This is a genomic window from Pseudomonas sp. IT-P260 (assembly GCF_949768395.1).
Classification (GTDB): Bacteria; Pseudomonadota; Gammaproteobacteria; order Pseudomonadales; family Pseudomonadaceae; genus Aquipseudomonas; species Aquipseudomonas parakoreensis.
In genome coordinates, this window is record NZ_CATKPO010000022.1 from 123,157 (window position 1) to 137,215 (window position 14,059).

Consider the following 14,059-nt stretch of genomic DNA (forward strand, 5'->3'; position numbering starts at 1 on the left):
ATCTTGCGCACGGGCCGGGGGCCTTTTTCATGGGGCAGGAAAACCGATGTGCAAACGGTCGTGTATTTCCCGCCAAAGGGGCTAATATTCGATTCGCTCCGCCTATTTTCAGGAACTGCCCATGCGTCTTTCCGAGTTCATCCTGGCCAACATCGAGCCTATCGTCGATGAATGGGAACAGTTCGCCGCGACCATCACGCCGGCGGCCGACCATCTGGATTCCACTGCGCTGCGCGATCACGCCAGCGAGATTCTGCGGGCCGCCGCCCGTGACATGAGCAAGCCACAGAGCCCCGCCGAACAGGCTGCCAAAGCCAAGGGCGAGGGCCCGGAAAAGACCCCGAGTCTGGACGAGGCCGGCGCCAGCCATGGCGAACTGCGCCACACCGTCGGTTTCGATCTGGTGCAGATGACCAGCGAATTCCGCCATTTGCGCGCCTGTGTGATCCGCCTGTGGGTCCACAGCCTTGAGTCGCCGGACGTGACCTACTTCCAGGACATGATCCGCTTCAACGAAGCCATCGACGAAGCCCTCGCCGAATCCACTGCAGCCTACGCCGAGCAGGTCAACCGTTCGCGCGACATTTTCCTCGCCATTCTCGGCCATGACCTGCGAGCGCCGCTGCAGGCGGTGAGCATGTCCACCGAACGGCTGCTGCGCAAATCCAGCCTTGAGGGCGATGCGCTGGCCTGTGCCTTGCACATCAAGCGCGGTGCGCGGCACATGGCGGCGATGGTCAGCGACCTGCTGGAGCTGGTGCGCAGTCGCCTGGGCCGTAGCCTGCCGATCGAGCCGGCAGCGATGGACCTGGCCGTTGCGGCGCGGGCGGCGATTGCCGAAGCCTGCGCCGGTAATCCGCTATCCGATCCCAAGCTCACGGTGCACGGCGACACCCGTGGGGTGTGGGACGCCGGGCGAATCGACCAACTCCTGCAAAACCTCATCGGCAACGCCTTGCAGCACGGCACCAGCCAGCGCGACGTGACCCTTGATCTGCGTGGCGAGGGCGACAACGTGTACCTGTCGGTGCACAACTACGGCACACCGATTTCCGAAGAGGCGATCGGCACGATTTTCGACCCGCTGGTGCGCAGCGCCGACGAAGAACTCGGGCAGCCGTCGACCAGCCTCGGGTTGGGCTTGTTCATCGTCAAGGAAGTGGTGAGCGCCCATGGCGGGACGATCGACGTCAGCTCGAGCGAGGCTGACGGGACGTTGTTCAGTGTGGTGTTGCCGAGAAAGGTTTAAGCAGGCCAACCGCGTAATCGTTCTTCGCGAGCAGGCTCGCTCCCACAAGAGACCGCAGTCAACCTGCGGGAGCGAGCCTGCTCGCGAAGGAGCCGGCAAATACACCCATAAACAACGCTAAAACTACTCGACCACCAGCCGCCCCAAGCGCTGCCTGAGCATCCGGTTCTCCGCCCGCAACTCATGCACCTCCTCCAGCAGATTCAGGGCCAGGGCGACGCCCTCCCACTCCAGCTCCAGCTCGCGCCGCAACTTCGCGGCGCGCTTGGCCAGGCTCAGCTCGTAGTCGGTGAACCGCCATTCCCGGGGCTGCGCGCCCTGAGGTTCGAGGATGCCGTGTTCGACAATTTCGATCACGTAGACGTCCGACAGATCGGCCGCCTCACAGAATTCTGCCATGTCCAGTTGAACGATCAGGGGGCTGCTCATGATGGGCTACTCCGTCGTCGGATTCAGAAGTTCTCGCGTGGGTTGAACGCGGCTTTCTTCGCCAGTTCCTGCCACAGCGCCTTGACCTCGTCGTCCGAGGTTTTCGGCATCACGGCCTTGAGCTGCACGAACAGATAACCGCGCTCACCGGCCTTGTTTTTCAGACCATGCCCCTTGGCGCGCATGCGCTGGCCGTTCTGGCTGCCGGCCGGAACCTTGAGGTTGATCTTGCCGGTCAGGGTCGGCACGGCCACCTCGGTGCCCAGCGCCAGCTCCCACGGTGCCAATGGCAAGGTGATGATCAGGTTTTCGCCTTCGACATCGAATTTCGGGTGTGGCGCAAAGCGAATGGTCAGGTACAGATCGCCATTGGCGCCGCCACCGATGCCCGGCGCGCCCTGCCCCTTGAGGCGAATGCGCTCGCCGTCGGTCACGCCCGCCGGGATCTTCACGTTCAGGCTTTTGCTGGTGTTGCTGACGTGCTGACCATTGGCGTTGTATTGCGGGACCTGAAAGCTGACCTTCTTCGATTCGTTCGACAGCGTCTCCTCAAGGAAGATCGGCAGTTCCATTTCCACGTCTTGTCCCCGCCGTCCTGCACTGCGTTGCTGCCGACCTTCGCCGCCACCGAAACCGGCGCCGCGATTGCCGAAGATCGAACTGAAGAAGTCCGAGAAGTCGCCGGTGTCGCCACCACCGCCGCCAAAGCCACCACGGCTCTGCCAGCCCGGCGGGCCCTGGAACGGCTGACCATGCTGGCCATAACGGCGCAGGTCGTCGTACTCGGCGCGCTTGTCGGCGCTCTTCAGCGCTTCATAGGCTTCCGAGGCGTCCTTGAACTTGGCCTCGGCGTCTTTTTCCTTGCTGACATCGGGGTGGTATTTGCGCGCCAGCTTGCGATAGGCAGCCTTGATCGCCTTGTCGTCCGCTGTCGGCTCCACGCCGAGTATCTTGTAATAGTCTTTGAAGTCCATCGAAGGAATCACCATCCGTTATCGATTTCGCGCCGAGACCAGCATGCGCTCATTCGCACGTGCCGGGTTGACCGATCTCAACTTTGTGACCGGGTGGCGCAGCAGAAGTTTATCGGCAGTGGACGACGGTTCTTGCGACCGCCGGTATGTCTGCCGGCCCATGCCAGCAAGTTTGGGGCGAAGCTGCGACTTTCAAGAAGCTTAGTCGTGAAATAGCAGATGACCGGCCTTCGAATCTGCCGCGCACTGACATACACTGCGCGGCCGTTTTTTGACCGGAACCCGAAAGACATGAACAACGCCTCTCCAGCCCGTGCCTGCGGTATCGACTTCGGCACCTCCAACTCCACCGTCGGCTGGCTGCGCCCCGGCATGGAAACGATGATCGCGCTGGAAGACGACAAGATCACCCTGCCGTCGGTGGTCTTCTTCAACATCGAAGAGCGCCGTCCGGTGTACGGTCGCCTGGCGCTGCACGAGTACTTGGAAGGCTACGAAGGCCGGCTGATGCGCTCGCTCAAGAGCCTGCTGGGTTCCAAGCTGATCAAGCACGACACCAGCGTGCTCGGCACGGCGATGCCGTTCAAGGATCTGCTGGGGCTGTTCATCGGTCAGCTCAAGAGCCGTGCCGAAACGGCCGCCGGTCGCGAGTTCGAACAAGTGGTGCTCGGCCGCCCGGTGTTTTTCGTCGATGACGATCCACTGGCCGACCAGGAAGCCGAAGACACCCTGGTCGAAGTGGCCCGCAAGCTCGGCTTCAAGGACGTGTCGTTCCAGTACGAACCAATTGCCGCCGCCTTCGACTACGAGTCGACCATCGAAAAAGAAGAGCTGGTGCTGATCGTCGACATCGGCGGTGGTACCTCCGACTTCTCGTTGGTGCGCCTGTCGCCCGAGCGTCGCGGCATGGACAACCGTCACGATGACATCCTCGCCACCGGCGGCGTGCACATCGGCGGAACCGATTTCGACAAACAACTGAGCCTGCAAGGCCTGATGCCGCTGTTCGGTTACGGCAGCCGGATGAAGAGCGGCGCCTACATGCCGACCAGTCACCACATGAACCTGGCGACCTGGCACACCATCAACTCGGTGTACTCGCAAAAGTCCACCCTGGCGCTGGGCAGCATGCGCTACGACATCGAGGACACTGGCGGCATCGATCGCCTGTTCAAGCTGATCGAACAGCGCGCCGGGCACTGGCTGGCGATGGAAGTGGAAGAAACCAAGATCCAGCTGACCCACACCGACAGCCGCCATGTACCGCTGGACCGCATCGAGCCGGGCCTGAGCGTGGAGCTGAGCCGCGCCCTGTTCGAATCGTCGATCGACGCGCTGCTTGAGCGCGTGCGCGGCAGCGTCACGCAACTGTTGAACGATGCCAACGTCTCGGTGGGTCAGGTCGATACGGTGTTCTTCACTGGCGGCTCCAGCGGCATTCCGGCGCTGCGCAACAGCGTCTCGGCGATGCTGCCGAATGCGCGACATGTGGAAGGGAATATCTTTGGCAGCATTGGCAGCGGTCTGGCGATCGAGGCGATGAAGCGCTACGGCGCGACGGCCTGATCCAGAATCGGCAGTGCGCCATTCGCGAGCAGGCTCGCTCCCACAGTGGATCGCATTTCAACTGAAGGAATGCGCTCAAAATGTGGGAGCGAGCCTGCTCGCGAAGAGGCCAGCTCAAACACTAAAAATTCTGAATCAAACCATCCCGCCCAGCTTCAACTCACTCTTCAGATACGCGTAATAAATCGGCCCCGCCACCACCCCCGGCAGACCGAACGCGGCTTCGAACACCAGCATCGCCAGCAGTAATTCCCACGACTTGGCACTGATCTGCCCGCCGACAATGCGCGCGTTGAGGAAGTATTCGAGCTTGTGGATAAAAATCAGGTAACCCAGCGCCGCCACCGCCACCCAGATCGACAGCGACAGACCGACGATGGTGATCAGCGTGTTCGACATCAGGTTGCCGATCACCGGCAGCAGGCCGAGCAGGAAGGTCAGGACGATCAGGGTCTTGGTCAGCGGCAGCTTGATGCCCAGAAGCGGCAGAATCACCGCAAGGAAAATCGCGGTGAAGAAGGTGTTCAGCAGGGAAATCTTGATCTGCGCGAAGACGATGTTGCGGAAGGCTTGCACCAGCAAGTGCAGGCGATCAAACAGCGCGGCGGCCAGCGGCTTGCGCTTGGTCACATCCGGTATCCGCTGCAGGGCAATGATCGCGCCGAGGACCATGCCGATCAGCAGGGTGACGAACATGTGCGCCGCGTCCTTGCCCACCAGTTGCAGGTCAGCCAGGTGTTTGCTCGCCCACTCACCAATCGCCACGCGGAACTCCGCAGCACTGGCCGGCAGATAGGCATCGAGAAACGGCGGCAGTTGCCCGCGCGCGCGATCGACCACGCCCATGAATTTGTCGAGCGAGGCGCCCGGGTTTTCCGCTTCGTGCAGCAGGAAACTGATAGCACCGGCAAAGATCAGCGCCAGCACGCTGACCACCAGGGTGCCCAGCAGCGCCACCGCCAGCCAGCGCGCGCGCCGGCCTTCGATCAATCGTTGCAGTTGCGGGGTGAGCATGTTGACCAGCTCGAACACCAGCAGACCGGCCAGCAGGCTGGGCAACAAGCGCAGCGGCAATGCCAGCAGCAAACCGCCAAAAATAATGATGCAACTGACCCAAAACACAACATGACGCTCAGAAAACGTTGGCATACAGCCTCAAAACGAACGGCGTAAAAGGATTGGCAGTCTGCCAGCGATCCGGGGAGAGCACTAGGTATATGCAGGGGCACAGAGTCTTGTCGCGCTCAATGGCCCCTTCGCGAGCAGGCTCGCTCCCACAAGGGGTACGCATTTCAATGTGGGAGCGAGCCTGCTCGCGAAGAGGCCAGCCCGCTCACCACCAGACTCAAGTGATTACTTTTTCTTCAGGCAGTCACTCATGAAAGTCTTGCGCGCGTCGCCGGTCAGGGCCTTGGTTTTCGCGTCGGCGTTGCAGGTCTTCATTTTTTCCTGCTGCGGGGTCAGCACTTTGGCGTCGTTGGCGGCCGGTGCAGCCTTGAGGCAAGTGCTCATGAAAGTCTTGCGCTCATCGCCCTTGAGGTTCTTGGCGGTAGCGTCGGCATTGCAGGTGGTCATTTTGTTCTGTTGCGCCGTGGCGGCGAAACCCTGGGAACACAGGAGCAGACCGATCATCAACAAAGGGACACGCAACATCTTCATGGAGTTTTCTCCTTGTCGCCGCATCGATGGATGCGGCCTCCGCTGAAGTGTAGCCAAATCTTGTTACACCTTCCTGCCTTCCAGGTGGCTGCGCCGATACTGTTCCGGGGTACAACCGGCCTGACGGGCAAACATGGCGATGAAGGCCGAGCCACTGCTGTAACCCAGATCGAAGGCGATTTCCTGCACGCTCTTCGTGCTTTCCAGTGCCTCGATGGCAGCCAGGTAGCGCAGGCGCTGACGCCATTCACCGAAACTCATGCCCAACTCGCGCACGAACTGTCGGGCCAGCGTGCGCTCGCTGACGTGTACCTGCGCCGCCCAGTGCGCCAGCGGCTGGTTATTGCCGGGATCGGCCTGCAATGCATCGAGAATCGCCAGCAACCCGGGATGGCTCGCGTACGGCAGATAACATTCATGGACCGGCGCCTGTTGCAGCTGATCGACCAGCACCTGGGCCAGACGCTGATCGGCGTCGAGTTCGGGGATCTTCACGTCGCGGGCGGCGAAGTCCTTGAGAATCGCCTTGAGGATGTCGCTGATCGCCAGCGTGCAGGCGCGCTCCGGCAGATTGGCGCAGACCTTCGGATCGAGGCATACCGCGCGGTAGTTGACCGGTTGATGGCTGTAGAAACTGTGCTCGATCTGCGGCGGCACCCACACCGCGTATTGCGGCGGCGACATGAAACGGTTGCCGTCGACGTCCATGTGCAGCACGCCGTGGGCCGCGTACTCCAGCGTGCCCCACGGATGACGGTGCGGCGCCGCATATTCATGGGTGTTGAAATCGGCGTAGCGGAAGTACACCGCCGACGGCAGTTCGCTGAAATCCAGCAGATCGATATGTTTACTGTTCATGCTGTCCGGTTGCAGAGGCAGGTTGTCCGGTTCGCAGTATAGGGCTGCATCCAGACAGGGGATAATCACGGTTCATCAACGTTCTGGTTTTCACTCATGCAATACGCGTTTCCCCTGCTGGCGATTTTCATCTGGGCCGGCAATACCGTGATCAACAAACTGGCGGTCGGGGCGATCTTCCCCGCCGAGATCGGTTTCTACCGCTGGCTGCTCGCCGGCCTGCTGTTCACCCCGTTCATGCTCAAAGCGGTGATCGCCCACTGGCCGCAAATCCGCCCGAATCTGGGCAAGATCTTCGTTCTGGGCGTGCTGGGCATGGCGGTCTATCAAAGCCTGGCCTACTTCGCCGCGACCCTGACCAGCGCGACCAACATGGGCATCATCCTGTCGCTGATGCCGCTGATGTCGCTGGCCATGGCGATCATCAGCCTCGGTCAGCGCCTGACCGCCGGCGCACTGTTCGGCGCGGTGCTGTCGTTCGCCGGCGTGCTGGTGGTGGTGTCGTCCGGCAGCCTCGGCGCGCTGCTGCAACATGGAGTGAACCTGGGTGACGCGATGATGCTGATCGCCACCCTGGCCTACGCGATTTACAGCACCCTGCTGAAAAAATGGCAGCTGCGCCTGCCGCCGCTGGTGTTGTTGTACCTGCAGGTGCTGGTGGCGATTGTGGTGCTGTTTCCGCTTTATGCCGCTTCACCGAAAACCGGTTTCACCGCGCAAAATATTCCGCTGGTGCTGTACGCGTGCCTGCTGGCCTCGATGCTCGCGCCGCTGGCGTGGATGCAGGCGGTGCAGCGTCTAGGGCCGAGCCGGACCACGTTGTTCTTTAACTTGCTGCCGCTTATTACCGCGCTGATTGCAGCGGTGGTGTTGAAGGAAGAGTTGGCGATGTATCACCTGGTGGGTGGGGTGTTGACGTTGGGTGGGGTGATTCTTTCCGAGCGTTGGACCACCGTTCTAGGCCGCAACCTCAGCGTCGCCTGATCTTGCCTCTTCGCGAGCAGGCTCGCTCCCACAGTTGACCGTATTCCACCTGCATGAACTCGGTCGAATGTGGGAGCGAGCCTGCTCGCGAAGAACGATAACGCGGTGTAACTGACATTCACACGCCCGCAGCCTTCAGCCGCGCCGCATGCTCGACAAACAACCGCACCGGATCCGCGCCCTTGCCCACCAGCCCCAGCGACTGGTTGACGATATCGAAGTGATCCAGCGGATAGTCGTCGCCAATCACCGTGCCCAGGTGCGAGCTGTAGCGCCCGACCATCCCGTCACACTGCCCCGGCTCGCGCACGAAGGTTTTCGCGAACAATCGGCAGCTGCGGTTGGTGCCGTCGAACAGGTTGCCACCGCGGTCAGTCTTGCCCGGCTGCAATGTGCCTGACCACGAGTAATAACGCACGCCGTTGACCTCTTCCGGCCCATGCCCGCCCCAGGTTTCGGGCAGGCCCTGTGGATAACGCTGATTGAACAGCGCCACGCCCTCGCGGGTCAGCGATTGGTGCGAGGCGTGGATATCCACCGGCAGTTTCGGCCCGTGGTAACCGGTTTCCAGCAATGCCATCAGCCAGCCGACAACACGCAGCAGCGCTTCGAGCAGACGGCCCTTTGCAGTGTTCGCCGGGTAGTGTTTCTGGAGATAGTCGGCCAGTTCCGAACCGTGATTGGGCCCGGCCACCGACGTGACCGAAGCGACCAGATCCGGCCGTTTGGCAGCGGCATAACGGGCGGTCAGCGAGCCCTGGCTGTGGCCGAACAGATTGACCCTGGCCGCGCCGGTCTCGCGCAAAATCTCGTCGATCCGCGCCAGCAACTGCTCACCGCGCACCTCGGTGGAGTTGAGCGGCGACACCTGCACCGCAATCACCGTCGCCCCACCACGGCGCAACGCCTTGATGATCCCGTACCAGTACGGATACAGCAGCAGCCGGATAAACCCGAGCATGCCCGGCACCAGCACCAGTGGATAACGTGTCGCCGTACTTTGTGACATGGGCAAACATCCTTGTGGTCGTGAGTGGAGGCCTGACGTGCAAGACACCCGCCAAGCCTCCTCCATGATGATGACAACTGCACCCTCAGCCTACTTCAGGCCCACCACCCCCGCCACAATCAGCCCCACTGACAGCAGTTTGACCAGGGTCAGGCTCTCGCCGAGCAGGGCAAAACCGAGAAACACCGTGCCCAGCGAGCCGATCGCCGTCCAGATCGGGTAGGCAATGCTCACCGGCAACTCGCGCAGGGCCAGGGTCAGGAAGTAAACCCCGCCAATCGCCGCCACCACAGTGATCAGCGACGGCCACAAGCGGGTGAAGCCTTCGGCGTACTTCATGCCCATGGCGAAAGTCACCTCGAAGCCGGCGGCGATCAGCAGGAACAGCCAGGCCATCTAGAACCCCCGGGCGAGGTCGAGCAAACGCTGCTCGGCCTCAGCCACCGACACCGCGAAGGTGCGCTCGGCCGACTCTTCACCCTCGGCCGCGACCACCGTGACGTCGTTGATACCGATAAAGCCCAGCGCGGCGCGCAACCACGGATCGGCATGGTTCAACGCTTCCAGTTCGCCGCCGGGGCCGAAGCCGAACCCGCCGCGACTGGTGACAATCAACGCTTTCTTGCCCTGCAGCAGCGGGGTGTACTGGGCCACGCCGTTGTCGAGGGTGTGGTCGAACGTCAGGCCCAGGCGCACGATCTGATCGACCCAGGCCTTGAGGCCGCTGGGTACACTGAAGTTGTACATCGGCGTGGAAATCAGCAGCAGGTCGTGATCGAACAACTCGCCGACCAGTTGATCGCTGAGCGCCAGATCGGCTTGCATCGACAGTGGACGCGCCTCGGGCTCAGCATGAAACGCAGCAGCGACAAACGCCTCGTTGACTGGCGGGATCAGCGCGCGCCCGACTTCACGGCGGGTGACCTGCGCCTGCGGATGGCGCAATTGCCAGGCGCTGAGAAAGCTTTCCGCGAGGCGCCGTGAATGCGAACGGTCACCCCGTGGGCTGGCATGTATTGCAAGAATTTTGCTCATCTGTATTTCCTCCGGACTAGAATCAAACGGCTTGTGGCTTGCAGCTTGAATCGCGTGACCGCGTCCATTCAAATGAGCAAAAATCAGTCGGGATGAATTCATTTCATCCATGGAGTTTTCAATGTTCGCCTCGTTACCGCTGACCGCTCTGCGCGCCTTCGAATCCGCTTCGCGCCTGCTGAGTTTCAAGGCCGCCGCCGAAGAGCTGTCGGTCACGCCCACGGCAATCTCTCATCAGATCCGTACGCTGGAAGACTGGCTCGGCGTCGCCCTGTTCGAACGCTTGCCGCGTCAGGTGCGCCTGACCGAAGGTGGCGAGCGGCTGTTTCGCAGCCTGCACGGCGCGCTGCTGGAAGTGGCGCAAAGCGTCGATACCCTGCGCCCGCAACGCAGTGGCAGCAGCCTGACGCTGTCGACCACGGCCGCCTTCGCCGCGCTATGGCTGGTACCGCGCCTCGGGCGCTTTTATGCGCAGCACCCGAACATCAACGTGCGCCTCGATACCCACTGCGAAGTCATCGACTTGCATCAGGACGCCAGCGTCGATCTGGTGCTGCGCTACAGCCTTGACGACTACCCCAATCTTTACGGCTTGTGCCTGTTCGATGAGTCGTTCGGCGTGTACGGTTCACCGGAGCAGGTGGCGCTGGCCGCCCGGCGCACGCCGGCGCTGATCAGCGTGCGCTGGCACAACTCGAAGCTGTATGCCCACGGCTGGGAAGCGTGGTGCGCCCGCGCAGGTGAGAACTGGCTGAACCAGCATCCCGCAATGCGCGAATACGACGAAGAGCACTACGCCTTGCAAGCGGCAATTGCCGGGCAAGGCTTGGTCCTTGCGAGCAATATTCTGGTCTCGCAGAGCGTCGCCAGCGGTTTACTGGTGCCGTACAAGGGGCAGGTGCAGGTTGAGGGTGCCGGCTACAGCGCGCTGTGTGTGCCGGGACGGGAGCGCCATCCGCCGGTGCGGGCGTTTTTTGCCTGGTTGCAGGAGGAGGCCGTGTCGTCCGGACTGACGCCAAGATCGCAGCCTTCGGCAGCGCCTACAGGGGGGACGGCGCAAATCTCGTAAAACTTTTTGCATCGCGCAGGACTCACAACCAGGGTAAGCGATCACGCCTGTAGAGCGTGGCGCCCATTGGATTAGCCTCCTGGAGATCGAAATGAGCGATGACCTGCACTTGTCGGATGTCAAAACCCTGCGCGAACGTGCGCGGCAACACGTCGAGAACGGCGCGGTAACCGAAAGCTACAGTGCCAACCGTGAAGAGGTGCTGCGCCTGCTCAACGAATCGCTGGCCACCGAACTGGTCTGCGTGCTGCGCTACAAGCGTCACTACTTCATGGCCAACGGTCTGAAAGCCAATGTGGCCGCTGACGAATTTCTCGAACACGCCACCCAGGAAGCACAACACGCCGACCGTCTGGCCGAGCGCATCGTGCAACTGGGCGGCGAGCCGGAGTTCAACCCGGACCTGCTGTCGAAAATGTCCCACGCCCAATACGTGGCCGGGAACACCTTGAAGGAAATGGTCTATGAGGACCTGGTGGCCGAGCGGATCGCCATCGACAGCTACCGCGAGATCATTCAGTACATCGGCGAAAAAGACCCGACGACTCGGCGCATCTTCGAAGACATCCTCGCGCAGGAAGAAGAGCATGCCGATGATATGGCCGATATTCTGAAAGACTTGTAAGCCTTTCAAAACCGTCTTCGCGAGCAGGCTCGCTCCCACACTGGAATCCATTTCAAATGTGGGAGCGAGCCTGCTCGCGAAGGGGCCGCTACAGAAACAAAAAGATCGCAGCCTGGAATGGTCTTCCTGTAGGAGCTGCCGCAGGCTGCGATCTTTTGCTCTTGCCTTACTTGGTTGGCTTGACGGTCACGGGCGCCTTGCCCGCCTTCATCTGCTCAAGCAGCGGTGCACACTGGTTCGGCTCCCCGCCACTCGGCGCCACGAGCGCCAGCAGCCCCGCCGCCGGTGCAGCAATCACGCCCAACGCAACCATCCCCGCCCCGCGCAGCATCAACGGTACAGCCTTGACCCCGGCGTCCGGCTTGATGAACTTGCCGCGCACGTACAGCGGTGAACGCAGCGAAATCAGACGCCAGCCCTTGGATTCCGGGGTCACGGTCAGGTCCAGTTGCTCGGTGGCCATGTTCGCCGTGCCGTCGATATAGATGATCGCGTTCTCGGTATCGAACACAAACAACCGGGTGGTCGCCAGGCCGGTCTTGATATCAAAGTCCGCCGCCGCGCAGTTGATCTTCACTTCCTTGTCGCCAAAGATCTTGCCGACCACATAGTTACCGACGTTGAGCCCTGCCAGTTCCATCAGCTCGCGGCTGATTGCACCGTCGTTGATCAGCATTTTCAGGTTGCCGTTGGCGCCGCCTAGCAGCTTGGCCACCGAGTTGCCGCGGCCGCTGATATCGGCGTCGCCATTGAGCTCACCGAAACTGGTTTTCATCGGTTCGAAGGTCGGGAACAACTGCTTGAGCTTGAACCCGCGCGCGGTCAGTTTGGCCCGCCCTTCCAGCGGTTCGGCGCGACCGTTGAGGCGGATCTGCGCGTCCAGATTGCCGCCGGCCACGCCGAAGCGCAGCGGTTCCAGGCTGAGCTCGCCGTCGTTGAGTTTCAGGTGGGTATAAAGGTCGGTGAAGGGCAGTTTTTCGCTGTGCACGATGCGTTTGCCGGTGAACTCGACGTCGGCATCCATCGCGCGCCAGCGGTCGGTCTTGAACTCTTCAACCGGCAGCACTTTGTCGGTCGGCTGCTTGCTATCGCCGCCGCGGGCCTTTTGCTTGTCATTCGAGTCGGCGCCGATCAGCGGCGCGAGGTCGGCGAACAGCAGTTGATTGGACAGCAGCGCGCCACTGAGTTTTGGCCGAGGCTGACTGGCGACGTAGGTCAGATCGCCATGAATGTCACTGCCGCCGATCTTGCCGTTGAATTGCTCGTAGGTGAATTTCGCCCCGGCGGTGTCATGCAGTTTGGCGATCAGATGACCGTCGGTGGAATACGGCGGCGTGTCCGGCAGGGTCACGCCGGTTAGCGGGTAGAGGTTACCGAGGCTGGCACCGGCCAGTTTCAGCCGCAGATCGAGGGCACCGAGGTTGAGCGGGTCGGTCAACGTGCCGGCGAGTTCGAGGCTGGTGGCGCCGATCTTCGCCTGGGCCTGCAGCGGGAATGGTTTGTTCGCGTCCTGCAACGCCAGCAATCCACCGATTTTGCCCTGGCCGGTGAGACTCTGGCCGTGGTATTGGCCTTTGACCTTCAGCGCGAACGCATAGTCCTGCGGCGCGGTGCCTTTGTCCTGGGCCGTTTTCGCGGCTTTGTCACCGACGATTTCGCTGAACGGAATCGGTTTGCCCAGCGGGTCGATCACCACATCGAGATTGGTCTTCAGCGTCTGGTCGTCCAGCGTGACGTGGCCCTTGTCGAAACCGATGGCGCCGATGTCCACCACCCAGTTCGACGGTTCGGCGTGAGGGTCTTTCGGGTCGAACTTGAAGGTCCAGTTGGCGCGGCCATCGGCCAGGCGTTGCAGTTGCGCGTTGGGCTCGGTCAGGTCGATCCGCGGGATCGTCACCCGTTGCGCCAGCAGGGCCAGCGGCGAGATGCGCAGCTCCACGCGTTTGAGCGTGACCATCTGCGGCTGCTTCGACCAGTCCGGATTACCCAGCGTCAGGTCTTCAGCCACCACGTGCGGCCACGGCACCCAGGCCCGCCAGCCGCCCTCGTCCGGCTCGCGCTGCCAGATCACCGCGAGGTTGCCGTTGATGGCAAACGGTCGATGCAGTTCTTCCGAGACTTTGGCGTTGAGCGGCGGTTTGATCCGGTTCCAATCGAAGAACACGATGATCAGAACGAGTACCGCCAGCAGCAGTACGAGGATGGCGAAGGTCCAACTGAAGATTTTCCCGGTGCGCGTCATGCACAAAACTCCTGATGACGACCGCACGCCGACTTCGCGACGCACAGCTGAAACGGCGGGCCAAAGCGGCCCTCATGAATTCTACGACTGGCAAACAGTGCGCAGGTTTAATCGGAATATAGATTCCGTGGCAAAAAATCGCCCGAATGCTGACCGATTGGTCGAACAGCGTTACCGCCACCCGCACATTTGCGAGGCGCGAGTGAGTCGAAAATACCCACTGCGGTGCAAAACCGCCGCCCGCAAACGCCCGAGCTAGAGCGCCTCGGCAGAACAATCAATTCTGTTGATTATTACCATTGCGTTTATGAACTTTTATATCGACTTATCAAGAGTAGCATTGGCTTCGTACCCACTTTA

At 61.5% G+C, this 14,059-nt stretch carries 14 protein-coding genes; 5 read left to right on the forward strand and 9 right to left on the reverse strand.

The annotated features are described in order from the left end of the window. Positions 1-121: 121 nt before the first annotated feature. The gene (locus tag ACM6HV_RS11360; protein ID WP_414904227.1) at positions 122-1,249 is read left to right on the forward strand and encodes an ATP-binding protein; all 1,128 of its coding nucleotides are present in this window, start codon (positions 122-124) and stop codon (positions 1,247-1,249) included. A gap of 123 nt (positions 1,250-1,372) precedes the next feature. Here ACM6HV_RS11360 and ACM6HV_RS11365 read toward each other — a convergent pair whose 3' ends face one another. Together ACM6HV_RS11365 and ACM6HV_RS11370 are read right to left on the reverse strand one after the other, a co-directional pair. Continuing rightward, entirely contained in the window at positions 1,373-1,678 is a 306-nt protein-coding gene (locus ACM6HV_RS11365; protein WP_003221201.1) for a chaperone modulator CbpM, read from the reverse strand. 23 nt (positions 1,679-1,701) lie between these two features. Beyond that, entirely contained in the window at positions 1,702-2,652 is a 951-nt protein-coding gene (locus ACM6HV_RS11370) for a DnaJ C-terminal domain-containing protein (protein ID WP_041065895.1), read from the reverse strand. Positions 2,653-2,943: 291 nt separating this feature from the next. Between ACM6HV_RS11370 and ACM6HV_RS11375 the strand changes: the two genes are divergently transcribed. After that, positions 2,944-4,218, forward strand: a complete 1,275-nt coding sequence (locus tag ACM6HV_RS11375) for an Hsp70 family protein (protein ID WP_145596174.1) — start codon at positions 2,944-2,946, stop codon at positions 4,216-4,218. Positions 4,219-4,353: 135 nt separating this feature from the next. Here the strand turns inward: ACM6HV_RS11375 and ACM6HV_RS11380 are convergent, their stop codons facing one another. The 3 genes from ACM6HV_RS11380 to ACM6HV_RS11390 all read right to left on the reverse strand — a co-directional run bounded on the left by ACM6HV_RS11380 (position 4,354) and on the right by ACM6HV_RS11390 (position 6,735). Next, positions 4,354-5,367 carry an AI-2E family transporter gene (locus tag ACM6HV_RS11380; RefSeq protein WP_047291014.1) on the reverse strand — a complete coding sequence of 338 codons (1,014 nt, stop codon included), beginning with the start codon at positions 5,365-5,367 and terminating at the stop codon, positions 4,354-4,356. 204 nt (positions 5,368-5,571) lie between these two features. Beyond that, positions 5,572-5,877: a PsiF family protein gene (locus tag ACM6HV_RS11385; protein ID WP_041065573.1), complete on the reverse strand. Its 306-nt coding sequence runs from the start codon at positions 5,875-5,877 to the stop codon at positions 5,572-5,574. Positions 5,878-5,940: 63 nt separating this feature from the next. Then, the gene (locus ACM6HV_RS11390) at positions 5,941-6,735 is read right to left on the reverse strand and encodes an AraC family transcriptional regulator (protein ID WP_414904228.1); all 795 of its coding nucleotides are present in this window, start codon (positions 6,733-6,735) and stop codon (positions 5,941-5,943) included. A 96-nt stretch (positions 6,736-6,831) separates the two neighbouring features. Between ACM6HV_RS11390 and ACM6HV_RS11395 the strand changes: the two genes are divergently transcribed. Further along, positions 6,832-7,719, forward strand: coding sequence for a DMT family transporter (locus ACM6HV_RS11395; RefSeq protein ID WP_414904229.1), 888 nt, complete (start codon positions 6,832-6,834; stop codon positions 7,717-7,719). Between the two features lie 118 nt (positions 7,720-7,837). On the opposite strand, the gene ACM6HV_RS11400 is transcribed toward ACM6HV_RS11395, so the two are convergent. From ACM6HV_RS11400 to ACM6HV_RS11410, 3 genes are all read right to left on the reverse strand, one after another. After that, positions 7,838-8,728, reverse strand: a complete 891-nt coding sequence (locus tag ACM6HV_RS11400) for an alpha/beta fold hydrolase (RefSeq protein WP_414904230.1) — start codon at positions 8,726-8,728, stop codon at positions 7,838-7,840. A 90-nt stretch (positions 8,729-8,818) separates the two neighbouring features. Beyond that, positions 8,819-9,124: a DMT family transporter gene (locus tag ACM6HV_RS11405; RefSeq protein WP_145596163.1), complete on the reverse strand. Its 306-nt coding sequence runs from the start codon at positions 9,122-9,124 to the stop codon at positions 8,819-8,821. After that, entirely contained in the window at positions 9,125-9,763 is a 639-nt protein-coding gene (locus ACM6HV_RS11410; RefSeq protein ID WP_414904231.1) for an FMN-dependent NADH-azoreductase, read from the reverse strand. 109 nt (positions 9,764-9,872) lie between these two features. On the opposite strand from ACM6HV_RS11410, the gene ACM6HV_RS11415 reads away from it, so the two are divergent. Both ACM6HV_RS11415 and ACM6HV_RS11420 read left to right on the forward strand, forming a co-directional pair. Beyond that, a complete protein-coding gene (locus ACM6HV_RS11415) occupies positions 9,873-10,832 on the forward strand; it encodes a LysR substrate-binding domain-containing protein (protein ID WP_186448482.1) in 960 nt (319 codons plus the stop codon). 91 nt (positions 10,833-10,923) lie between these two features. Further along, positions 10,924-11,457, forward strand: coding sequence for a ferritin-like domain-containing protein (locus ACM6HV_RS11420; protein WP_003221186.1), 534 nt, complete (start codon positions 10,924-10,926; stop codon positions 11,455-11,457). A gap of 166 nt (positions 11,458-11,623) precedes the next feature. Here ACM6HV_RS11420 and ACM6HV_RS11425 read toward each other — a convergent pair whose 3' ends face one another. Beyond that, positions 11,624-13,699 carry an AsmA family protein gene (locus tag ACM6HV_RS11425; protein WP_414904232.1) on the reverse strand — a complete coding sequence of 692 codons (2,076 nt, stop codon included), beginning with the start codon at positions 13,697-13,699 and terminating at the stop codon, positions 11,624-11,626. Between the last annotated feature and the right edge of the window lie 360 nt (positions 13,700-14,059).